Raw genomic sequence first — 21,786 nt, 5'->3', positions numbered from 1 at the left:
TGTCGGGTCCGGTCGAGCCTCGGTCAGATCTCGGTGGACTTGCCGCTGCGCGAGCGGGCGACCAGGACGCCGGCGACGGTGTTGACGGCGAGCGTGAGGACGAACAGCGCGAGGCCGGCGGCCATCAGCGCGGAGATCGACTCGGTGTCGGCCTCGCCGTACTTGAGCACGATCAGCGACGAGATCGTCGAGCCCTGGCCGTCGAGGATGCGGAACGAGAAGTCGGTCTTGAACGAGATGATCATCGCGACGGCGATGGTCTCGCCGAGGGCTCGGCCCAGGCCGAGCATCACGCCGCCGATCATGCCGCCGCGGCCGAACGGCAGGACCACCGCGCGGATCACCCCCCAGCGGGTGGCGCCGAGCGCGAGCGCGCCCTCCTTCTCGCCGACCGGCGCCTGGCCGAACACCTCGCGGCTGACCGCGCAGCAGATGGGGATGACCATCGTGGACACCACCACGCCGGAGATGAACAGCGAGGAGCTGAACTGGCTGTCCACGAAGCGGGCCTTCACGTCGATCGTGCGGATCTCGAAGATCGGCAGGAAGTCGAAGTTCGTGGCCAACCACCGGCTGACCGGGATCAGTTGGGGTTGCAGTACGAAGAAGCCGAAGATGCCGTAGATGATGCTGGGCACCGCGGCCATCAGGTCGACGATCGAGGTGAGCACCCCGCGTAGACGTCGTGGGGCGAACTCGGTGATGTACAGGGCCGCGGTGAGCGCGATGGGTACCGCGACGATCAGCGCGACGATGGCCACGAGCACGGTGCCGGTGAGCAGTCCGCGTACACCGAAGGTGCCGCCCTTGGGCTCCCACGCGTCCTCGGTGAGGAATCCCCAGCCGGCCCGGTCGAGCGCGCTGCTGCCCTGGTAGAGCAGGTAGCCACCGATCGCGGCGAGCAGGGCCAGGACCAGCATCGCGACACCACGCGTGGTCCAGCGGAACACGTGGTCGGCCCTGGTGCGACGGACCACGATCCGGCGGGGCCGATCGAGCAGCTCCGGCGATTCGGGGGCGAACACGGTCGGGTGTGCCATGGGTTGCGGCTCCTGGAAGCGGGTGGCGAACCGATCTGACCGTTCGTCAGACGGCCGGCGATCAAGCCGGAAACCCCTGCCTGGAGACAACCAGAGCGCAGCCCCCGGGCAACTGTCCGCTACGGAAACAACCGGTGCCGAGGGTGTACGGCAGACGTCGTGTCCGTGCCGCACGGGTGCCGGAGTATCCGGTTTCCGTTACAGGCGCGGCCCGTTCGTGTCGGCGCCTTGTGCGGCCCGGTGCCGTTTCCCTGCCGGACATCCCACCACGATCGGGCCGCCGGCAGCGTTGTCGGCGTCGGCCACTGCGGGTCGACGGCCAGCAAATGCCAAGAGAGAGTTGAGACTTCGAATGTCCAGCGTCTTCAGCATGCGCAAGACCGCCACCGTTTTGGGCACCGTCGGTGCCGCCATGGCGCTCGTCGTCGGCGCGAACGCGTCGGCCAACGCCAACACCTACGTCAACGCCGGTTCCGACACCCTCCAGAACGTCACCCAGGCGCTGACGACGGAGTACGCGGCGAACGTCGATCCCAATGGCAACGACTGGGTGACGGTGAATGCCGGCATAGCCGCCGGTGGCATCAACACCGGCAAGGCCGAGTGCAACACCCAGTACGGCGCCGGCACCGGTCACGCGTGGCCGAACGGCTCGGGTGAGGGCATCAAGGCGCTTCTGGACCAGCGTGCGGGCACGAACGCCAAGTGCCTGGACTTCGCCCGTTCCTCGCGTGGCCCGAAGACCGGCACCGCCGAGACCACCCTGACCTTCGAGCGGGTAGCCGGTGACGCCGTGACCTGGGCCACCAAGAAGGTCGGCGCGCCGACCAACCTGACCCGCGCCCAGCTGCAGGACATCTACCACTGCAACATCACCAACTGGAACCAGATCCCGGGCAGCACCGTGTCCGGCGTGATCCAGAAGCACGTCCCGCAGGCCGGCTCCGGCACCCGCTCGGAGTTCCAGGACAAGGTGCTCGGTTTCGACCCGACCGCCGCCTCCAACGGCGCGTGCGCCGCCACGGTCATCCAGACCGCGCAGGAGAACCGCGGCGACGCGCCGCAGATCACCTCCACCGACGCGATCATCGCCTACTCGGCCGCGGCCTACGGCGAGCAGACCACCCCCGCCTCCGGTGTGCCGAACCACACCAACGGCTTCAAGCTCGGCAACATCGACTCCAAGGCGCCGAACGCGACCGGCTTCGTCGGCAACCGCTCGGTGTACTTCGTCTACGACCCGCAGAACGGCACGGCGGCCAACGCCAACGTCGTCGCCTTCATCAACTGGGCCAAGAACCCGGCGCAGCGCCCGATCTGGAACACCTTCGGCTTCGCCGTCTGAGCCACGCCCACCGGCACCGCTTGACGTGACGTGATCAGCAGCGGGCCGTCTCGGATCGGCGATTCGAGACGGCCCGCTCCGCCCCCGCGTCAGGTGCCCACAACCGCACGAATGGCTCTCGGATCCGTGTGGTGGGCCCGCGCCCCCGAGTCCGCCGATCCGACGCTCCGCACACATCGCAGAAGAACTGTTCACCCTCCGGTGGCGGATCGCTCATCCGTCCGCCATCGCGAGCATCCGACGTTTCCCCCGCGGATGCCCAACAGGCCGCCGCGTGCTGTTTTGCTCGAACCCACTGACCCCGGAAGGGCATTCTTCATGAAGCTCCGTCGTCTGCTCGCGCTCGCCGTCGCGGTTCCGGCCGCGTTCGCGATCGCCACCGTGCCGGCCGTCGCCGAGGACTCCGCGCCCGCCGCGCCCGCGACCGCCGCGCAGGGCACCGTCACGGTGAGCCCGCTGTACGGTCCGGCCGACAGCACCGGCAAGGCGACCGCCCGCGCGAGCGTGCCGTGCGGCCCGGACGCGACCAAGTTCCGCTTCGTCCTGCGTTCGCCCGGCGCCAACGAGCGTGTGTTCGGCGGCTCGTTCCTCGGCACCGACCTGCCGGCCGACAGGGTCGCGGACACCTCGGTCGTCGGTCTGCGCGCGCTGTTCCCGGCGGGCTCCGCCGCCCAGGAGGGCGTCGCGCACAAGCTGGTAGCGCAGTGCTACACCTTCGACGCCGACGGCGCGCTGACCATCACCGAGCCGGCGTCGGTCGACCTGCGCGTCAACAACGGTGTGTGGACCTCGCTTTCGCCCGAGGTGCGCGCGCTGCCGACCAAGATCGGCGCGCTGCGCTTCGGTCTGGTCCTGTTCCGCGGCTTCGCGCCCGGTGACCGCGTGGACGGCGTCGTGCGCACCGCCGACGGCACCTCCACCCCGGTCTCGCTGCAGCCGCAGATCACCCCCGACGGCACCTGGGGCGGCGCGCTGCTGACGCTGCCGGCCACTCTGGCCGACGGTTCCTACACCCTCGTGCTCTCCGGCACGAACTCGCACGCGACCTCCTCGGTCGCGATCACCCTCGACTCGTCCCGCCTGTGGTGGTGACGCGGCGTCGGTGACACGCCTTGGGCCATCGGGATTCGTCCCGGTGGCCCACTTGCCGTCCGTCCCCGTTTCCTTTATTTCTCAACGGAGTTGACCAGATGAGCCTAAGACTCGCGCGCGTGCTGGCATCGTGCGGAGCCGGGCTGCTCGTGCTGTCGGCGCTGCCGGCGATCGCAGCGGCCGCCGACGGCGGTACACCCGCGCCGACGATCGTCGTCGACCCGGGGACGGGTGGGGCCACCACCAAGGTGACGTTGAAGGCCACTGCGCCGTGCCCGGAACCGGCGACGAACTACCGGTGGGTCGTCACCGGCGGCACCCTGACCGCACCGAGGTTGATCGGTGGCACCACGGGCAACCCGTTGCCCGCGGACCGAATCCCGGTTCGGGAGAGCCCGATCCAGCTCTTCCTGACCGGCACCGTCTTGGACGGTACGTTCAAGTTGTCCTCGGAGTGCATGGACAACGCCGGGAATGTGCTCAAGGAACTCGCGGCGGTCGATCTCACCACCGCCGACGGCCCCAACGGCAAGGCGTGGACCGTGGCGGCCCCGCCCACCACCGCGCCGCCGACCAGCACGCCCCCGACGACCACGCCGCCGACCACCACACCGCCCGGCGGGTCGGACGAGGTGCTGGTGCTCAATCCCGCCACGGGGCCGATGGACCAGAAGACGACCATCACCTCCTCGAAGGCGTGCCCGGCGACGGCGACCTCGGCCCTGTTCCAGCTGAAGCTTCCCGGCCAGGAGTCGGAGCAGCGTATGGGTGGCTTCACTCCCCTGCCGCTGGCCGCCGACCTCAAGCCTGTCTACCCGAGCAAGAAAATGTTTCCGGGCGGCGCCGCCACCTCCGGCAACTACCACATTCGTGCCCAATGCCTCGATGCCGGCGGAGCCATCGTGGTGGACGACCTCGCTCGCGTCGACCTGCTGGCGACGGATGGCACGTGGAAGGTCGTCGAACACGCCACTCCGGCCGGAACCTTCGACAATGAAATACGGATCCCGGACGCGGGCCCCGTCGCAGCGCGCCTGAGCCTGTCCGGCTTCCCCGCGGGTGAAGACTTCAAGGCCGTCATCACCAAGTCGGGTGACGCGGCCTTCCCGTCCGTGGAGCTGACCAACGCCAAAACGGACACTATCGGTGCTTATGTCAACAATCAGCTCATTTTCCCCCGTGACGGCGCCACCTGGGTCGACGGGAACTACACGGTGACGGCCACGGCCACCCCGTCCGGCACGAAGGTCGAGATTCCCTTCAAGCTGCTTCTGGTTCACGCCGGCGCCACCAACGGCTCGACCGCCGGCACCACGACGGGTACGACGACCGGCACCACCACCGGGACCACCACCGGCACCACGACCGGGACGACCGCGGGCACCACCACCGGGACGACCTCCGGGACCACGGCCGGTGACACCGCCGGTACCACGACCGGGACGACCACCGGAACGACCACGGGCACCACGACCGGGACGAGCACCGGGACCAGCTCCGGCAGTTCGGCCGGGACCGGCAACGGTGGCGGGGGCGGTGGGCTCGCGCACACCGGGGCGCTGCTCGACCCGCGGCTGCTCGGCACCGCCGGTGGCACGTTGCTGCTGATCGGCGGCGTCATGTGGTACCGCGCCCGCGGCAGCCGCAGCGCGCTGCTCGCCGGCAGCGGCACCTTCGGCGAGGGCGACGAGGACACTCCCGCGACCGCCTGACGAGGAAACACACCGCACGGCCGCCTGCGACACCCGGGCGGTGGGGTGAGAAGGGGGCTCTGTCGCAGCGCACGGGCTGCGACAGAGCCCTTTCCCGTCCCCCGGGCCGTCGGGCCCTCGGCTCAGCCGAGTTGGGACATCACCTGCGAGGCGATCAGCTCCAGGTGGTCGAGGTCGTGCAGGTCCAGGATCTGGAAGTAGATCCGGGTCGAGCCGACCTCGGCGAAGCGGCCGATCCGGTCCACCACTTCGGCGGGCGAGCCCGCGAGACCGTTCTCCTTGAGTTCGGCGGGCTCGCGGCCGATCGCCGCGGCGCGCCGGGACACCTCGGCGTCGTCCCGGCCCACGCAGGCCACGAGGGCGTTGGACAAGACCAGGTCCTCGGCCTTGCGGCCGTGCTCGACCAGGGCCTCGCGGACCCGGCCGAACTGCTGCGCGCTGGTTTCCACCGACGCGAAGGGGATGTTGAACTCGTCGGCGAAGCGGGCCGCCAGCGCGGGCGTGCGCTTGGCGCCGAGGCCGCCGACCAGGATCGGCGGATGCGGACGCTGCGCGGGCTTGGGCAGCGCGGGCGAGTCGGCCAACGAGTAGTAGCGCCCCTCGTAGCGGAAGTCGGCGCCGACCGGGGTGTCCCAGAGCCCGGTGACGATTTCCAGCTGCTCTTCGAGGCGGCCGAACTTCTCGCGCGGGAAAGGAATTCCGTAGGCGGTGTGCTCCTCCTCGAACCAGCCCGCGCCGATGCCCAGCTCGACCCGGCCGCCGGACATCGCGTCGACCTGCGCGACCTGGATGGCCAGCACGCCCGGAAGTCGGAAGGTCGCCGCCGTCATCAGTGTGCCCAGACGGATGCGCTTGGTCTCGCGGGCCAGTCCGGCCAGGGTGATCCACGCGTCGGTGGGACCCGGTAGGCCGTCGCCGCTCATGTGCAGGTAGTGGTCCGAGCGGAAGAAGGCTCCGAAGCCGAGGTCTTCCGTGGCCTTGGCGACGGTCAGGAGTGTGTCGTAGGTCGCGCCCTGCTGGGGCTCGGTGAAGATACGAAGATCCATGCGCCCATCCTCTCCCGAGGGCGCGGGACGCGTGCGAGGCGAGGGCGCGAAGCACCCCGGACCCGATCATGCGAGCCGCGCGGGAAAGGGCACCACGCGCGCCGAGCCGCGCCGCCGCCGCTGGGGAATCGCCGGGGTGTGCCGGTGCGGTTGGCCTGACCAGGCGGCGCTCTCCTCTGCCGCGCGCAGCCTGATCAGGTTGCGGAAGACGATCGCCCAGGCCGCCGCGCAGGCCCGGCGCTCGGCGGGCGCCAACCGCGCCCAGTCCGCGCAGGGATTGCCCGCCACGCCCTGTCGGGCCAGCAGGGTGAGCACCTTGGCCGCCCGACCCAGCACCCGGGCGGCGCCCGCGATCGGCACGCCGGCCGGGTCGCCTCCGGGCAGCGGGACGACCGTGTCGGCGGCCGAGCCCACGACCCGGGCGACGATCTCCCGCGCGTCACCCAGTTCGTCGGCGACCCGACACAGGCAGCCGCCACGGTCCGGCTTGCCGCTCCAGGCGTGCACCACCTCCTGCACGGTGTGCAGGGCGAGCGTGACCGCGGCCAGCGCGCGTGGCGTGGAATCGACTGTGGCCAGCTCGTCGTCCAACTCGGCGAAGGTCTCGATGGTGTGCATGGTGATCGCTCCCTCGTGCGGTGCCCGTCCGGCTCGTCCGGAGTTCGGCCGGTGTGTTCCGACGACTCCAGGTTGCGCCCGGGGAGCGGACGGATCGCTCGCCATCGAACAATCTGTGGACAACCAGGCGTATTTCGGCGGGGTTTCACTCTTCGGAGTGATGTCGTGAGGAGTTGTCCACAGGGCTTCTGCACGCAGGGTGACCACTGTGCCAACCTCGTCGTTTCCCGAAGGGGTGTCGCGATCGGCCTCGGGCGAACGTCGAGTTCGCGCCGGCCGCGATCCCCGAGGGTGATCGGCGATCCAGCACAGATCAAGGGGGTGGTGGCATGTCCCGCACCGACGGCGGCGGCGCGAGCGGCTACGCGGTCGACACGGCCGAACTGCACGGGTTGGTACAACGCCTGCACAACATCGGAGCCGACTACCTGGCGCCGGGCTGCGCCGCCGAGCCCGCCCGGGTCACCGACCACACCGCGCTCGACACGGAGGCACTGGGCCGGCTCCCGGGCGCCGCCGAGTTGGCCGACCGGCATCGCCGTGCCGCCGCGCGGATGGTCGACCTGTTGACCGAGATCCGCGCCGAGTTGGCCACGACGCGGGTCGAACTCGCCCGTACCGCCGACCGGTTCGCCGACACCGAGACCGAGGTCGGCACCCTGCTGCGCGCGGTGGCGGCACGATGAGCGCCGGCGACAACACGGATCCGTTCGCAGCGGTCCACGCCGCCCGCCCCGGTCTGGTCGGCGCGGCGGCCGACGGGTGGCGCCTGGCCGCCGCGCGGTTGACCGAACTGCGGGACGAGTTGGCCGAGACCGCCCGCCTCGGCACGCGGGTGTGGTTCGGCGGCGGCGCCGAGCGCTTCACCGCCCGCTGCCACGCACTGGCCGACAGCGCGGATCGGCTCGCCGTCCAGGGCACCGCGCTGCACGAACACCTCACCGAGGCGGCACATGCCCTTGCCCGGGCCCAGAAGAGCGCCACCGACCCGCAGGCCGCCGAGGTCGCCATCGCGCAACTGGAGGGCACCTACCGCGACTTGGGCGAGCGCCTGCCCCTCCTGCCGTGCGCTCCCACCGACACCGCGCCGAGCCGACCGACCACCGCGCTCCCCACCACCGCCCAGGCCGACGCACCGCCTCCGAGCCGACCATGCGCCACGACCGCGCCTACGAGCGGCGACCCGGACATCACCGCCCCGGCACCGACCGCAACGGAGGCGGCCGTCGCGGACCCGTCTCCCCTGCCGACATCCGTCGCTCCGACCACCCCATGCGCGCCGGCGACGCCCGACACCCCCGCGGCGCCTCCGCCCGCGCCACCGGCGCAACCACCGCCGCCCACCGCCCCACTGGCCACGTGCATCGCCGCCACCACGCCGCCACCACCGCCACCGACCACGCCGCCGGTACCGGGACCGCCGCCGATCACCTGCCCGCCACAAGCCGCGATGCCCACCCCGCTCACACCGGCCGTGGTCGCAACCCCGCTCCCCCGCGATCCCCGCCCGGTACAGCCGGCCGGCATCGGCCCGCGTCTGCGTCAGGCCGCCCCACCACCGTCGCCCCCGATCGCCCCGGTGACCGGCATCCGGATCGCCCCCGGCCTACGCGGCGACACCGGCGGCCACCCGGCGGCCACACACGACGCCGCACACACCGCCGACCCCGCCCCGACCGTCCTCGGCGGCACCACCCACACCGGCACGCCCACCACGCCCGCATCACCCACGTGGGTGACCGCCCCCACCACCGGCGGCACCCCCACCACCCCGATCCGCCCCCGCCGAACCAACCGCTACGCCACGCACTCGGCCCAAGCCTGGTCGACCCCGGAAGAACCCCCCGAGCAGCGCCCCTGAAGTAACACGAACAAAGGCAGAGCGGAGACACACCCCAAGGCACGACCGCCGTCCAGGAAGCGAATGGGGACGGGGACACGGGCGAGGGCGGGGACGCGCGCGTGGGGGCGCGGACGCGGGTGGGGGCGTCGGGTGAGAGCGCGGACGTGGACTCGGGCGCAAGCACCGACGCGGACGCGGGCATGCGCGCGGATGTGGGCATGCCCGCGTCGCGCGCGCAGGCGTGGGCATGGACCCGGCGGTTCAGGGCGGCAAGGAGCTCGGGCGGGTGGAGGTGGCCATGGATGTCGGTGCGGGCGCGGGTGCGGGCGCGGGTGTCGGGCGTAGGCGCGGAGCATAGGTGTCGGCGACGCCACCGACTCCTGCGTGGGCGCGGGCGCGAACCCGGGCGGCGACGTGGGCAACAACGCCACGATGGGCCGCGTGACGCGCGCCGCCACGAGCACGGGCCGCCCCGGCAAGGCGGGGCGGCCCGGTCGGCAACGGCGCCGAGGCGTCGTCGTTCTCCGGTCAGCGGCGGCCGCGGGCGCCCTCTCGCCTGGCTGCCCGAGGGGCCGGCTCCAGGATCGCGACCGACTCGATGTGGTGCGTGTTCGGGAAGAGGTCGAACGAGCGCAACGACCGGAGCTTGAAGCCCGCGGTCGCGAAGTAGGCCACGTCGCGGGCCAGGGCGGCGGGGTCGCAGGCGACGTAGGCGACCCGGCGCGGGGTCAGGCGCGCGATCCGCTCGACGACCGCCTTGCCCGCGCCCGCGCGCGGCGGGTCCAGGACCACGATGTCGGCGCGGCGCAGGAAGCCGGGTCGGCTCAGCACCTTCTCCACCGTGCCGACCTCGAAGCGCGCGCCCGGCACGTCCCGCAGGTTGTGGATCGCGTCCTCGACCGCCTGCCTGGAACTCTCGATGCCGATGATCGTGTCGCTGTCCGCGAGCCGCTCGGAGAGGGCGCCCGCGAACAGCCCGACGCCGCAGTACAGGTCGAGCGCCAGATCGCCCGGCCGCGGCTCCAAGCCCTCGACGACGGCCGCCACGAGCACGTCGGCCGCGGCCGGGTGCACCTGCCAGAAGCCGCCGCCCGACACCTTCCAGGTCCGTCCCGCGGCCACCTCGCGCACCGCGGGCCGACCGTGCACCTTGCGTACCCGGCCCTTGTCGTCGGCCCGGAACACCGACACGGCCCGGTTCAGCTCGACGATCGGCATGCGCCCGTCCGCGCCCTCGGCCGGCACCACGGTGACCGCGCGGTCCAGCGAGCCGGTCGCGGAGACCGCCTCGATCGAGGCCACGCCGGGCCACTCGTGCGCCTCGATGCCCAACTCCTCGACACCGGGCGCCGCGATCGGGCACGCGTCGATCGGCTGGACGTCGTGCGAGCGGTGCTTGCGCAGTCCCGCCCGGCCCGTCGCCGGGTCCACCGCGAACTGCACCCGCGTGCGCCATCCCAGGCCCTCGGGCTGCCCGGGCGGGCTGTCCACGGCCTCCACCTCGACCTGTACGTCGACCTTGCCGAGCCGCAGCAGCTGCTCGGCGACCACATCGCCCTTGAGTCGACGCTGCGCGGCGGGCGTGGCGTGCTGCCAGTCGCAACCGCCGCACATGCCGGGCCCGGCCACCGGGCACGCGGGCGTGATGCGATCCGGCGACGCCTGCAGCACCTCGACCACGTCTGCGCGCAGGAAACGCGACGTCGGCCCGCCGTCGGTGATCTCCACGACGGCCCGCTCGCCCGGAAGGCCGTGCCGAACGAAGATCACACGGCCCTCGTGGCGAGCGACGCAGTGCCCACCGTGAGCAACCGGGCCGATCTCGACCTCGTACCGCTCACCCCGCAGGGACTGGTCCGACTCGGGGGTGGTGGATCCGACAGACACGACACTCCTCGCACAGCTCGTACAACGTCGACGAAAACAGTCGATGAAAACAGCGGGCAACAGACGAAAACCAGGGGCCGAGCACAACCGACGCACGACAAGGGGCCTCGGATGCCCCGCGGCCGACCACGCCCAGGCGCACACCGACACGACGACGACACAAAGAAAGCGCCTCACGGAGGTGGGCGCGGCTTCCAGGGTAGTCCCTACCCGAAGAACCCGCGCCCACCGTCACCACACACCGTCACGACCCACCCGAACTCAGGACGCCCCCGCCCCAGACCCGGACCCGGGCCCCGACCCCGACCCGCCCCCGGGCCCACCCCGCTTCCCATCCCCACCCCGAGGCGTCCGCGCCGGCCCCCGCCGCACCGACCCCGGCGCCACCCAGGCCTTCGGCTCCTTCAGCCGCTCGGACGACTCCAGCTGCCACGGCACCGACGTGACCATGACCCCCGGCGTGAACAACAACCGCCCCTTGAGCCGCAGCGCACTCTGGTTGTGCAGGATCTGCTCGTACCAGCGGCCGACCACGTACTCCGGGATGTACACGTTCACCACATCGCGCGGACTGGACCGACGCACCGACTTCACGTACTCGATCACCGGCCGGGTGATCTCCCGATATGGCGAGTCGAGCACCTTGAGCGGCACCTCTATCCCACGCTCGTCCCACTCCCGCCGCAGCGCCTCCGTCTCGGCCGGGTCCACGTTGACCGTGACCGCCTCGACCACGTTCGGCCGGGAGTAGCGCGCGTACGCCAGCGCCCGCAGCGAGGGCTTGTGCAGCTTGGACACCAGCACGATGGCATGCACGCGCGAGGGCAGCTTGGTGTCGTCCATCTCCACGGCCGCCAGCTCCGTGGCCACCCGGTCGTAGTGCCGCCGGATCTGCTTCATCAACAGGAACAGCACGCCCATCGCGGCGATCGCGATCCAGGCGCCCTGCACGAACTTGGTCACCAGGACGATCACCAGGACCGCGCCGGTCATGCACAGGCCGAAGGCGTTGATCACCCGGCTGCGCATCATCCGCCGGCGCTCGGCCGGTTCGGTCTCGGTCTTCAGGTGCCGGGTCCAGTGCCGGATCATGCCCGCCTGGCTCATCGTGAAGGACACGAAGACGCCGACCACGTACAGCTGAATCAGCTTGGTGGGCTCGGCCTCGAACGCGACGATCAACACGATCGCGAACGCGGCCAGCATGATGATGCCGTTGCTGAACGCGAGGCGGTCGCCGCGCGTGTGCAGCTGCCGCGGCAGGTAGCGGTCCTGGGCCAGGATCGAGCCGAGCACCGGGAAGCCGTTGAACGCGGTGTTCGCGGCCAGGATCAGGATCAGGCCGGTGACCGCGAGTACGAGATAGAACAGCGGCGACGCGAAGGTGCCACCGAAGACCGCGTCGGCGACCTGCGCGACCACGGTCTTTTGTTCATACCCCGCCGGCGCCCCCTGGATCTGGCTCTCCGGGTTCTCCGCGAACCGCACCTTGGTCATGTTGGCCAGCGCCAGCATGCCCATCAGCATGGTCACCGAGATGGTGCCCATCAGCAGCAGCGTGGAGGCCGCGTTCTTGCTCTTGGGCTTGCGGAAGGCCGGTACGCCGTTGCTGATCGCCTCGACACCGGTCAGCGCCGCGCACCCGGAGGAGAAGGTGCGCAGCAGCAGGAACACCAGCGCGAAGCCGCTGAAGCTGTCCTCGGCCTCGATGTGGAACCCGGCGCTCTCGGCCTCCATGGTGGCGCCGGTGGCGGCCCGGATCAGGCCGAACAGCGTCATCCCGAGGATGGCGGCCATGAACGCGTAGGTGGGGACGGCGAAGAGCTTGCCCGACTCGCGGACACCGCGCAGGTTCATCGCCATCAGCAGCAGCACCAGGCCGACCGCCACCAACACCTTGTGCCCCTCGAGCGCGGGCACCGCGGAGGCCATGTTGGCGACGCCGGAGGAGACCGATACCGCCACGGTCAGCACATAGTCGACCAAGAGCGCGCTGCCGACCGTCAAACCGGCGTTGGGACCGAGGTTGACGTTCGCGACCTCGTAGTCACCGCCGCCACTGGGATAGGCGTGGACGTTCTGGCGGTAGGAGGCGACCACGGTCAGCATGACCACGACGACGGCCAGACCGACCTTCCACGAGAAGTGGTAGGTCGCCATTCCCGCCATGGAAAGGGTGAGCAGGATCTCGTCCGGCGCGTACGCGACGGAGGACAGTGCGTCGGAGGCGAAAATGGGCAGCGCGATGCGCTTCGGCAGGAGCGTCTCGGACAGCTTGTCGCTGCGCAAGGCTCGGCCGACAAGGATGCGCTTGGACAGATCGGTCAGTCTTGACACGCAGGTGATCGTAAGCCCATCGACTTTTGCCGGGTCGGGGGCATGCCGTAAGGCGTCCACGTGTAACGTCTCGGCGAGGTCTGCCACCCTGGTAACACCACAAACGAGCATCAGACCGGGCACAACGGACCAAATCCGGAAGGACGGCCGTGCACATCGTCATCATGGGCTGCGGGCGCGTGGGATCCACGCTGGCCCAGACGCTCGAGGAACTGGGGCACTCGGTGGCGGTCATCGACCGCGATCCCTCCGCGTTCCGCCGGCTGGGGTCGCACTTCTCCGGCCGCCGGATCAAGGGCATCGGTTTCGACCAGGACACCCTGCGCGAGGCCGGTATAGAAGAGGCCGGCGCGTTCGCGGCGGTCAGCAGCGGCGACAACTCGAACATCATCGCGGCGCGCGTCGCGCGCGAGACGTTCGGTGTGGAGAACGTGGCCGCGCGCATCTACGACCCGCGCCGGGCAGAGGTGTACGAACGCCTGGGCATCCCCACGGTGGCCACCGTGCGCTGGACCGCCGACCAGATGTTGCGCCGGTTGTTGCCCAGTGGCGCCGAACCGCTGTGGCGCGACCCCTCCGGCAGCGTGCAACTGGCCGAGGTGCACGTGAACGCGGCGTGGGTGGGGCACCGCATCAGCCGGCTCGAACAGGCGTCGGGCGCCCGGGTCGCCTTCGTCACCCGTTTGGGCGAAGGCATCCTGCCGACCTCCGAGACCGTGATCCAAGAGGGCGACCTCGTGCACGTGGTCATGCACCAGGCGGATGTGGCCGCCGTCGAGGCGGCCTTCGAGAAAGCACCGGAGGAGGGCTGATGCGGGTCGCAATCGCGGGCGCCGGCGCGGTGGGTCGCTCCATCGCCGCGGAACTGTTGGAGAACGGCCACGAGGTCCTGCTCGTCGACAAGGCACCGGACGCCATCAAGGTGGACAGCGTGCCGCAGGCCGAGTGGCTGCTCGCCGACGCGTGCGAGATCTCCTCGCTGGACGAGGCCGCGTTGCAGCGCTGCAACGTGGTGATCGCGGCGACCGGCGACGACAAGGTGAACCTGGTCGTGTCCCTGCTGGCCAAGACCGAGTACGGCGTGCCGCGCGTGGTCGCCCGGGTGAACAACCCGAAGAACGAGTGGCTGTTCAACGAGGCGTGGGGCGTGGATGTCGCCGTGTCCACGCCGCGCCTGATGTCGGCCCTGGTCGAGGAGGCGGTCAGCGTCGGCGACCTGGTCCGCCTGATGCGGTTCAGCCAGGGCGACGCCAACCTGGTCGAGCTGACCCTTCCGGGCGACGCCGCCCTCGTCGGCACGCGCGTCGGCGACGTGGCGTGGCCCGAGGACACGGCGCTGGTGACGATCATCCGCGAGGGCCGGGTACTGGTCCCGGGCAAGGACGACTCGCTGGAGGCCGGCGACGAGCTGCTGTTCGTCGCGGCGCCGCACCGCGAAGAGGAGTTGGAGGAGCTGCTGTCGGCCTGACCGACGGCAGTGCCGGTCCTGCCGGCGACCGGCCCCGGTCCGGCGGATCCCGGCGGGGCCGCACCGCCAAGCGCCGCACCTCACCGCACCGGAGAAGCAGCCGCACGCAACCACCCCGCGCCTGCTTCTCCGGCACCTCCACGCGGCACGGCACCGAACGCCGCGACCTCATCCCCCGGGATCGGCCCGACAGGGCCTAGGCAGCGACCAGGTCGCCGAGGATGTGGTCCGCCTCCTCGTTGAACGCACGCGCGATCGGTTCCTTCGCGTACGGGCGCAGCCGCCTGCGGAAGTCCGCCAGGAAGTCGTTGCACTGCGTGGACGACAGGTTGCCCGTGATCCGCAGCGCCTCGCCGGCCTTGGCGCACGCCGCGTCGAGATCGCCCTGGGCCAGGTGCGCCGCGGCCATGAACGTGGTGTCCTGCGCACACCGACGGGAAGCGCCGGCCCGGCGCAGCTTCATCGACGCGCCCGCGAAGCCGTGGATCTTGTCCGGCAGGCCGAGGTCGCGGTGGCTGTGCGCGAACTCGTGCTGCAACTCGGACTCGTCGAAGTAGTTGCACCACGAAGGGTCGTCCTCGACCGCGTTCGCCGCGTCCAGATGCCGTTCGGCCGTCCCCATCGCCCGCTCGCACGCGCGCCGGTCGCCCAGCGCCGCGTAGCCCCGCGCCTCCATCGAGGCGACGATCGCGCGCGCCCGCGGGCCCAGCCGGCTCCCGCCGCCCTGCTCGGCGGCCCGGGCCAGCTGGACCGCCTCCCACCCGTGGCCCAGATACACCGCCTGGCAGGCCATGTTGGCCATCACGTACGCCCCGTACGCCGGGTCGTCGGCCGCCTGGGCCAGCCGCAGCGCCTGGATGTGATAGCGCTGGGCGAGCGCGTGCCGGCCGGAATCGAACGACAACCACCCCGCCAACTCGGTGAGTTCGGCCACCGCCCGGAACAGTCTGCGGCCCACCTCGTCGCCGTAGGAGCCGGCCAGCTTGGTCCGCGCGACGCCGTTGAGGTGGTGGACCACGGTGTCCCGCAGATCCCCGCCGCCCTGGGCACGGTCGAGTCGGCGAAACGCCAGGACGGTCTGGTGGATGCGTAGTACGTCTGCGTCGCGCACCGTGGTGGGGCCGTGCGAGGCAAGCTGCTCGGGCTCGCCCTCGGCCCTGGATGCGGTCGACCAGAACAACGCGGGAGCGGCGAACGCCCCGGCGCCGAAGGTCGTGTTGGCCAGGAAAGTACGGCGGTTCATGTCTCTCTCCGACAATTCGGCCACGGCGTGTCTGACTTCGGCCGCGGTCCGGGCGACGATCAGCCCGTCGAAGGGGTCGGGGGTCGGTGGTCGCCGATCACGCAAGCCGAGGTCCGCGACGGTCAGTTCGCAGCCCAGACGTCGGCCCAGGGCCTCCGCCAACAGCTCGGGAATCGGCCACCGCGGCTGCGCGCCTTCGAGCCATCGGGCCACCGAGGTGTGGCTGCACCCGAGGTGCAGCCCGCGGCGCTCGGCCACCACGTTGACCCAGCGGGCCAGTTCGCGCCGGGAGAGACCGGCTTGTGTCACCAATGCGATGAGGTCACCGTTTCCGGCCACCGTCCCCGCCTCCTTCGTCCACTGGAGGTCTAACGGGACGCTAATCGCACAGTTACGGGATCATGCGGTAATGACTGATTCGACCGCAGTTGGTCCAAATTCTCTGGAATCGACCGGAGTTCTCAACAGGAATGATCACTCAAGCGACCAATTCGGCAAATCTTCCGATAATAAACTCCGACAGCCGGACAACGTTAACCGGAATCGAAGCGGGGGGTCGAAGCGGAAATCAGCACGCACGCCGCGACGCCCGTCGAGCCACAAGCCGAAAAACGCGGTCCGGAAAAACAAGCCGGAAACACAAGCCGAAAATACGAGCGCGCCAGGCCGAAATAGCGAGCCATACGAGCGCGCCAAGCCGAAATGGCGAGCCCGAACGAATGCCGGACTCACCCCCTCCGGGCTCGTCCCGCCCGGCCCCCGCTCAGTCCGCGACGCGGTCTTCCCGCCGCTCGTCGCGCTGCTCCACCACCGGAGCCGCGCCCGACTCCACGCCGGCGGCGCGCTCCCCCTCCGCACCCTCGTCCTCGTCCTCCTCGTCGGCGACCTTCACCGGCGCCGGAGCCTTGGACATGATCAGCCAGGTGATGTAGCAGGCCACCAGGAACGGCGGCACACCCAGCGCGACCTTCGCGATGCCCAGAGCCGTGACGTTGCCCGTCCAGTAGATCGGGATCTGGATCACGATGCGCAGCACGAACATGACGAACCAGACCCAGGTGGCCTTGCGGTACGCCGCGTAGCGGGCCGGGATCCGCCGCCAGGTGAAGTTCTCGCCCAGCATCGGGCCGAGCACGACGCCGATGATCGGCCAGCGGACCAGGATCGAGATCAGGTAGGCGAGCGCGTAGCCGCCCGACAACAACATCCCGAACGCGTAGAAGTTCTCCGCCTTGCCGGACTTCACCGCGATCCACCCGGCCAGCGCGACGCCCAGGAAGCCGCCGAGCGCGTGCTGCAGGGTCTCCCGGCGGATGATCCGCACCACCGCGAACACCAGTGCGACACCACCGGCGGTCATCGCCGCCGTCCAGGTGGACCGGCTGATCGTGTAGGCGATCACGAAGACCAGCCCCGGCACGGTCATGTCGATCATGCCCCGCACACCGCCGAAGGCGGCGATCATCGAGGCCGCGCTGTCGGTGGGGGCCGGGCGGTCGCCGGGCACGTCGGAAGCGGGTTTATCCATGGAGGCGGTCACTCGTTCACTCTCGGCCGACGGGGCGCAGTTCATACCTGGGGTTGAACAGAACGGGCCGCCCCTGAGTGGTGCTGACCCGACCGTGGGCGACCAACTGCCGCCCCGGCTCGATCCCGGCTATTCGCCGCCGACCCAACCAGACCACCGACAACGCGCCCGATCCGTCGTAGATCTCCGCCTCGAGCGCGGGTACGCCCGCCCGCGGCCGGAAGGTCACCGTGCGCAGCGTGCCGCCGACCGTGATCAGATCCCGCTCGACCACGTCCACGATCTTCGTGCAGCCGAGCCGCTGGGTGTCGTGCAGCAGCTCCTCGGCGTGCAACTCCTCGTGGGTCGACGTCCATCGATCCAACATCCGCCGCAATCGCCCGGATCTACGCTCCACGCCGGCTGCGCTACCACTCATGCCGGCAAGGGTACCGCCTATCCCACGGCCCTCCGAGGTCCGAAACCTCCCACCCACCATCGGCCCCCACGGCCCGACCGACACCACCGGCCCCGGACCCCGCCGCCGCGTCGCATCACGCCCGAGGTCCACGAACCGCACCGCGCCGGGCGACGCGCGGCCCTAACCCTCGAACCGATAGCCCATCCCGGGCTCGGTCAGCAGATGCCTGGGGTGCGACGGGTCGTGCTCCAGCTTCCGCCGCAGCTGCGCCATGTAGACCCGCAGATAGTTCGTCTCCGTCCCGTACTGCGGCCCCCACACCTCCTGCAACAGCGCCCGCTGGCTGACCAGCCGGCCCGCGTGCCGGACCAGCACCTCCAGCAGATGCCACTCGGTCGGCGTCAACCGCACGTCCGCGCCGTCGCGCGAGACCCGCTTGGCCGCGAGGTCCACCGTGAACGAGTCGGTGACCACGACCGGCGCCTCCTCCTCCGGCACCGCGCGCCGCACCGCCGCCCGCAGCCGGGCCAGCAACTCGTCCATCCCGAACGGCTTCGTCACATAGTCGTCCGCGCCCGCGTCCAGGGCCGCGACCTTCTCGGCCGAGGCGTGCCGCGCGGACAGCACGATGATCGGGATCCTGGTCCACCCGCGCAGACCCTTGATCACCTCGACCCCGTCGATGTCCGGCAGCCCCAGGTCCAGCAGCACCACGTCCGGATGCCGGTCCGCGGCGGCGGTCAGCGCCGCCGTACCGTCGCCCGCGGTGTCCACGTCGTAGCCGCGGGCCTTGAGGTTGATGGCCAGGGCCCGCACGATCTGTGGCTCGTCGTCGACGACCAGGACCCGTGTCATCGTTGTTCCTCCCAAGTGGTTCGTTCCTCGGCCGCGGGGGTGGATCCCGCGACCGCGCCGCCGGCCGGCGATCCGGCCGTGCGCAGCGCCAGCACCATCGTCAAGCCGCCACCGGGGGTGTCCTCCGCGGTCAGTGTGCCGTCCATGGCCTCCGCGAAGCCGCGGGCGACCGCGAGCCCGAGTCCGACCCCGTTGCCCTTCGGCGCGTCGCCCAGGCGTTGGAACGGTTCGAAGATCCGCCCCTTCGACTCGTCCGGCACCCCTGGACCGCGGTCGGCCACCCGCAGTTCGACCCGGTCCCTGAGCGCGCCGGCCGACACGTGTACACGGCGGCCCGGCGGGTTGTGCTTGACCGCGTTCTCGATCACGTTGGCCAGTACCCGCTCCAACAGCCCCGCGTCCGCGCACACCGCCGGCAGCGTCTCGGGGATGTCCAGCGCCACCCGCTCCTCGGCCACCCCGGCCAGCGCGCCCGGCACCACCTCGTCCAGACCGATGTCGCCCATCAGCGGGGTGACCGTACCCGTCTGCAACCGGCTCATGTCGAGCAGATTGCCGATCAGCGTGTCCAGCCGATCGGCGCCGAACTCGATCGCCGCGAGCAGCTCCGCCTCGTCCTCCTCCGACCAGCTCACGTCCTCGGCCCGCAGACTGGACACGCTCGCCTTGATCGTGGCCAGCGGGGTGCGCAGGTCGTGGGAGACGGCGGCGAGCAGCGCGGTGCGGATCCGGTTGCCCTCCTTGAGCTGCCGCGCCTGCGCCGCCTCCGCGACCAGCTTCCGGCGCTCCAGGACCACCGCGGCCTGCGCCGCGAACGCCCCGAGCACCCGCCGGTCCTCGGCCGGCAACACCCGCCCGGACAGGGCGAGCGCGAGCGAGTCGGACACCGGCACGTCCACGTCGGCGTCGTCGGGCTTGATCGCGGGATGCGGTCCCACGCTGCCGACGCACGACCACGGGCTGCGGTGTTCCTCGCGCTGGAGCAGCGCGACCGACTCCATCCCGAACGTCTCGCGCACCCGGTCGAGCAGCGCCGGCAACGCCTGCTCGCCGCGCAGCACGCTGCCCGCCAGAAAGCTCAGGGTCTGCGCCTCGGCCTGGCTGCGCGCGGCCTGGTGGGTACGCCTGGCCGCCAGGTCCACCACCGAGGCCACCGACAGCGCGACCAGCACGAAGATGCCGAGCGCGAGCATGTTCTCCGGGTCGGCGATGGTCAGGTTGTGCAGCGGCGGCGTGAAGTAGTAGTTGAGCAGGACCGAGGACACCACGGCGGTCAGGATCGAGGCCCACAGGCCGCCGATGAGGGCGACCGCGACGGTGACCGTCAGGAACAGCAACATCTCGGTGGACAACCCGTGGCTGCCGCGCGTCGCGTCCAGGACGAAGGTGAGCGCGACCGGCCCGATCACCGTCACCGCCCACGACGCGATCCGCCTGCCGCGCCCCAGGGGTGAGCGCAGCGGGCGCAGCACCCGCCCCACGCCCGCGTGTTCGTGGGTGACGATGTGCGTGTCGATGTCGCCGGACTGCGCGGCGACGGTGGCGCCCACGCCGGGGCCGAACAGGTACTGCCAGGGTTTGCGCCGGCTGCTGCCGAGCACGATCTGCGTCGCGTTGACGCCGCGCGCGAAGGACAGCAGCGCGGTGGGCACGTTCTCGCCGACCACCGAGTGGAAGGTGCCGCCGAGCGACTCGACCAGCGCACGCTGTCGGGCCAGCGCCTCCGGGGAGGCACCGGTAAGGCCGTCGCTGCGCGAGACGTAGACCGCGAGCAGTTCGCCGCCGGAGCCGCGGGTGGCGATCCGCGCGGCGCGACGCAGCAGCGTCTCGCCCTCGGGGCCGCCGGTCAGGCCGACCACGATGCGCTCGCGCGCCGGCCAGGTCGCGTCGATCTGGTGTTCGCTGCGGTACTGCTGGAGGTATTCGTCCACCCGGTCCGCGGTCCACAGCAGCGCCAACTCGCGCAGCGCGGTCAGGTTGCCGACCCGGAAGTAGTTGGACAGCGCCGCGTCGACCTTCTCCGGCGCGTACACGTTGCCGTGTGCCATCCGCCGACGCAGTGCCTCGGGCGCCATGTCGACCAATTCGATCTGGTCGGCCCGGCGGACCACCTCGTCGGGCACGGTCTCGCGCTGGGGCACGCCCGTGATCGATTCGACCACGTCGTTGAGCGATTCGAGGTGCTGCACGTTGACCGTGGAGATCACGTCGATCCCCGCGTCGAGGAGTTCCTCGATGTCCTGCCAGCGCTTCTCGTTGCGCGAACCGGGCACGTTGGTGTGCGCGAGTTCGTCGACGAGGGCGATTTTCGGCCGCCGGGTGATCACCGCGTCGACGTCCATCTCGGTGAACGAGCCGCCTCGGTGGACCATGTCCCGTCGGGGGACCACCTCCAGACCTTGAAGTGCCTCCTCGGTGCTGGGTCGGCCGTGGCATTCCACGAAACCGACCACGACGTCGCTGCCGCGCCTGCGCCGACGCTGCCCCTCGCCCAACATCGCGTAGGTCTTGCCGACGCCGGGCGCCGCACCGAGATAGATCCGGAGCTTGCCGCGTGCCATGACATCCATTCTCTGTCTCGGGTCGGAGGGTGCCGACACCGGCACGCTCCGACCCGCGAACATCGTGACCGCCTCGTCAGCGGGCGAGCTTGGCGAGTGCGATGTTGAGCTCCAGCACGTTCACCCGCTCCTGGCCGAGGAAGCCGATGGTACGACCGTCCTCGTGCTTGTCGACCAGTGCGCGCACCTTGGCCGCGTCCAGGTTGCCGCGCTCCTTGGCCACCCGCTCGACCTGGATCAGCGCGTACGCCCTGGAGATGTGCGGGTCCAGGCCGGATCCGCTCGCGGTGACCGCGTCCACGGGGACCCGGTCCTCGCCGACGCCGTTGAACCTGGCCACCTGTGCCTTGCGGTCTGCGACGAGCTTGACGAAGGTCGGGTTCTCGGGGCCGTAGTTGGACGCGCCCGAGCCGAGGCCGTCGTAGTTCGCGGCCGACGGACGCGGCTGGAACCACTTCGGGTCGGGCAGCGTACCGACGCCCGCCGCCTGCTCGGCGGTCAGCGGGCCGCCGCCCTGGAGGTAGGTGTATCCGGCGCCGTCCGCCGTCGCCAGCACTTCGCGGCCGTCCGCGTCGAACTTGCGCGGGTTGCCCTGGGCGTCGACGAGGTCGAAGGACTGGCCGATCAGGCTGGAGCCGACGTCCTTGCCGTTGACGGTGACCATCGAGCCGTCGGCGTTGTCCTTGAACAGCGCCTGGGCGATCCCGGTCATCGACAGCGGATACAGGATGCCCAGGAGCACGGTGAGGACGAGGAAGGCGCGCAGGGCCGCGCCCAGGACGCGGATGCGGGTACTGAAGTTGGTGGCCAT

18 protein-coding genes are annotated in these 21,786 nt (G+C 70.9%); 7 read left to right on the top strand and 11 right to left on the bottom strand.

Going from position 1 to position 21,786, the window contains the following annotated elements; genetic code table 11:
- Nucleotides 1–23: 23 nt before the first annotated feature.
- Nucleotides 24–1,040 carry a phosphate ABC transporter permease subunit PstC gene (gene pstC, locus ACMXN5_RS24355; protein ID WP_439676981.1) on the bottom strand — a complete coding sequence of 339 codons (1,017 nt, stop codon included), beginning with the start codon at nt 1,038–1,040 and terminating at the stop codon, nt 24–26.
- 370 nt (nt 1,041–1,410) lie between these two features.
- Here pstC and ACMXN5_RS24350 point away from each other — a divergent pair, with 370 nt between their 5' ends.
- From ACMXN5_RS24350 to ACMXN5_RS24340, 3 genes are all read left to right on the top strand, one after another.
- Complete coding sequence (locus ACMXN5_RS24350; RefSeq protein WP_439676980.1) at nt 1,411–2,385, top strand: PstS family phosphate ABC transporter substrate-binding protein; 975 nt, start codon at nt 1,411–1,413, stop codon at nt 2,383–2,385.
- A 318-nt stretch (nt 2,386–2,703) separates the two neighbouring features.
- Nucleotides 2,704–3,477, top strand: coding sequence for a hypothetical protein (locus ACMXN5_RS24345; RefSeq protein ID WP_439676979.1), 774 nt, complete (start codon nt 2,704–2,706; stop codon nt 3,475–3,477).
- A 20-nt stretch (nt 3,478–3,497) separates the two neighbouring features.
- Nucleotides 3,498–5,189: a hypothetical protein gene (locus tag ACMXN5_RS24340; RefSeq protein ID WP_439676978.1), complete on the top strand. Its 1,692-nt coding sequence runs from the start codon at nt 3,498–3,500 to the stop codon at nt 5,187–5,189.
- A gap of 122 nt (nt 5,190–5,311) precedes the next feature.
- Here the strand turns inward: ACMXN5_RS24340 and ACMXN5_RS24335 are convergent, their stop codons facing one another.
- Together ACMXN5_RS24335 and ACMXN5_RS24330 are read right to left on the bottom strand one after the other, a co-directional pair.
- Nucleotides 5,312–6,235 carry an LLM class F420-dependent oxidoreductase gene (locus tag ACMXN5_RS24335; RefSeq protein WP_395788567.1) on the bottom strand — a complete coding sequence of 308 codons (924 nt, stop codon included), beginning with the start codon at nt 6,233–6,235 and terminating at the stop codon, nt 5,312–5,314.
- 66 nt (nt 6,236–6,301) lie between these two features.
- The gene (locus tag ACMXN5_RS24330) at nt 6,302–6,853 is read right to left on the bottom strand and encodes a hypothetical protein (RefSeq protein ID WP_395788565.1); all 552 of its coding nucleotides are present in this window, start codon (nt 6,851–6,853) and stop codon (nt 6,302–6,304) included.
- A 329-nt stretch (nt 6,854–7,182) separates the two neighbouring features.
- Here ACMXN5_RS24330 and ACMXN5_RS24325 point away from each other — a divergent pair, with 329 nt between their 5' ends.
- On the top strand, nt 7,183–7,539 hold the full coding sequence (locus tag ACMXN5_RS24325) for a hypothetical protein (RefSeq protein WP_439676977.1): 357 nt from the start codon (nt 7,183–7,185) through the stop codon (nt 7,537–7,539).
- Complete coding sequence (locus tag ACMXN5_RS24320) at nt 7,536–8,714, top strand: hypothetical protein (RefSeq protein ID WP_439676976.1); 1,179 nt, start codon at nt 7,536–7,538, stop codon at nt 8,712–8,714. The genes ACMXN5_RS24325 and ACMXN5_RS24320 overlap by 4 nt, the downstream gene beginning before the upstream one ends.
- A gap of 510 nt (nt 8,715–9,224) precedes the next feature.
- Here the strand turns inward: ACMXN5_RS24320 and ACMXN5_RS24315 are convergent.
- Nucleotides 9,225–10,583, bottom strand: a complete 1,359-nt coding sequence (locus ACMXN5_RS24315) for a class I SAM-dependent RNA methyltransferase (RefSeq protein WP_439676975.1) — start codon at nt 10,581–10,583, stop codon at nt 9,225–9,227.
- Nucleotides 10,584–10,844: 261 nt separating this feature from the next.
- The gene (locus tag ACMXN5_RS24310) at nt 10,845–12,920 is read right to left on the bottom strand and encodes an APC family permease (RefSeq protein ID WP_439676974.1); all 2,076 of its coding nucleotides are present in this window, start codon (nt 12,918–12,920) and stop codon (nt 10,845–10,847) included.
- A 149-nt stretch (nt 12,921–13,069) separates the two neighbouring features.
- Here ACMXN5_RS24310 and ACMXN5_RS24305 point away from each other — a divergent pair, with 149 nt between their 5' ends.
- Both ACMXN5_RS24305 and ACMXN5_RS24300 read left to right on the top strand, forming a co-directional pair.
- Entirely contained in the window at nt 13,070–13,732 is a 663-nt protein-coding gene (locus tag ACMXN5_RS24305; RefSeq protein WP_439676973.1) for a potassium channel family protein, read from the top strand.
- On the top strand, nt 13,732–14,388 hold the full coding sequence (locus ACMXN5_RS24300) for a potassium channel family protein (RefSeq protein ID WP_078974936.1): 657 nt from the start codon (nt 13,732–13,734) through the stop codon (nt 14,386–14,388). The genes ACMXN5_RS24305 and ACMXN5_RS24300 overlap by 1 nt, the downstream gene beginning before the upstream one ends.
- Before the next feature lie 196 nt (nt 14,389–14,584).
- Here ACMXN5_RS24300 and ACMXN5_RS24295 read toward each other — a convergent pair whose 3' ends face one another.
- From ACMXN5_RS24295 to ACMXN5_RS24270, 6 genes are all read right to left on the bottom strand, one after another.
- Nucleotides 14,585–15,970, bottom strand: a complete 1,386-nt coding sequence (locus ACMXN5_RS24295) for a transcriptional regulator (RefSeq protein ID WP_439676972.1) — start codon at nt 15,968–15,970, stop codon at nt 14,585–14,587.
- A 424-nt stretch (nt 15,971–16,394) separates the two neighbouring features.
- Nucleotides 16,395–17,159, bottom strand: coding sequence for a DUF3159 domain-containing protein (locus ACMXN5_RS24290; RefSeq protein WP_439676971.1), 765 nt, complete (start codon nt 17,157–17,159; stop codon nt 16,395–16,397).
- A 16-nt stretch (nt 17,160–17,175) separates the two neighbouring features.
- Nucleotides 17,176–17,577, bottom strand: coding sequence for an OB-fold nucleic acid binding domain-containing protein (locus ACMXN5_RS24285; RefSeq protein WP_078974939.1), 402 nt, complete (start codon nt 17,575–17,577; stop codon nt 17,176–17,178).
- Nucleotides 17,578–17,739: 162 nt separating this feature from the next.
- Nucleotides 17,740–18,414, bottom strand: a complete 675-nt coding sequence (locus ACMXN5_RS24280) for a response regulator (protein WP_078974940.1) — start codon at nt 18,412–18,414, stop codon at nt 17,740–17,742.
- Nucleotides 18,411–20,975, bottom strand: a complete 2,565-nt coding sequence (locus ACMXN5_RS24275; RefSeq protein ID WP_439676970.1) for a DUF4118 domain-containing protein — start codon at nt 20,973–20,975, stop codon at nt 18,411–18,413. Before ACMXN5_RS24275 ends, ACMXN5_RS24280 begins: the two co-directional genes overlap by 4 nt.
- A 76-nt stretch (nt 20,976–21,051) precedes the next feature.
- Nucleotides 21,052–21,786: a potassium-transporting ATPase subunit C gene (locus tag ACMXN5_RS24270; RefSeq protein WP_439676969.1), complete on the bottom strand. Its 735-nt coding sequence runs from the start codon at nt 21,784–21,786 to the stop codon at nt 21,052–21,054.

This window comes from Embleya australiensis (assembly GCF_051903075.1).
Lineage (GTDB): Bacteria > Actinomycetota > Actinomycetes > Streptomycetales > Streptomycetaceae > Embleya.
The sequence above is the reverse complement of the archived record's forward strand: the minus strand, read 5'-3'. Positions and strand labels throughout refer to the sequence as shown.

What these genes read in the sequence shown, in the direction of transcription:
- pstC (WP_439676981.1), bottom strand. Translation starts at nt 1,040, where the DNA reads ATGGCACACCCGACCGTGTTCGCCCCCGAATCGCCGGAGCTGCTCGAT.
- ACMXN5_RS24350 (WP_439676980.1), top strand. Translation starts at nt 1,411, where the DNA reads ATGCGCAAGACCGCCACCGTTTTGGGCACCGTCGGTGCCGCCATGGCG.
- ACMXN5_RS24345 (WP_439676979.1), top strand. Translation starts at nt 2,704, where the DNA reads ATGAAGCTCCGTCGTCTGCTCGCGCTCGCCGTCGCGGTTCCGGCCGCG.
- ACMXN5_RS24335 (WP_395788567.1), bottom strand. Translation starts at nt 6,235, where the DNA reads ATGGATCTTCGTATCTTCACCGAGCCCCAGCAGGGCGCGACCTACGAC.
- ACMXN5_RS24330 (WP_395788565.1), bottom strand. Translation starts at nt 6,853, where the DNA reads ATGCACACCATCGAGACCTTCGCCGAGTTGGACGACGAGCTGGCCACA.
- ACMXN5_RS24325 (WP_439676977.1), top strand. Translation starts at nt 7,183, where the DNA reads ATGTCCCGCACCGACGGCGGCGGCGCGAGCGGCTACGCGGTCGACACG.
- ACMXN5_RS24320 (WP_439676976.1), top strand. Translation starts at nt 7,536, where the DNA reads ATGAGCGCCGGCGACAACACGGATCCGTTCGCAGCGGTCCACGCCGCC.
- ACMXN5_RS24300 (WP_078974936.1), top strand. Translation starts at nt 13,732, where the DNA reads ATGCGGGTCGCAATCGCGGGCGCCGGCGCGGTGGGTCGCTCCATCGCC.
- ACMXN5_RS24290 (WP_439676971.1), bottom strand. Translation starts at nt 17,159, where the DNA reads ATGGATAAACCCGCTTCCGACGTGCCCGGCGACCGCCCGGCCCCCACC.
- ACMXN5_RS24285 (WP_078974939.1), bottom strand. Translation starts at nt 17,577, where the DNA reads ATGAGTGGTAGCGCAGCCGGCGTGGAGCGTAGATCCGGGCGATTGCGG.
- ACMXN5_RS24280 (WP_078974940.1), bottom strand. Translation starts at nt 18,414, where the DNA reads ATGACACGGGTCCTGGTCGTCGACGACGAGCCACAGATCGTGCGGGCC.
- ACMXN5_RS24275 (WP_439676970.1), bottom strand. Translation starts at nt 20,975, where the DNA reads ATGGCACGCGGCAAGCTCCGGATCTATCTCGGTGCGGCGCCCGGCGTC.
- ACMXN5_RS24270 (WP_439676969.1), bottom strand. Translation starts at nt 21,786, where the DNA reads ATGGCCACCAACTTCAGTACCCGCATCCGCGTCCTGGGCGCGGCCCTG.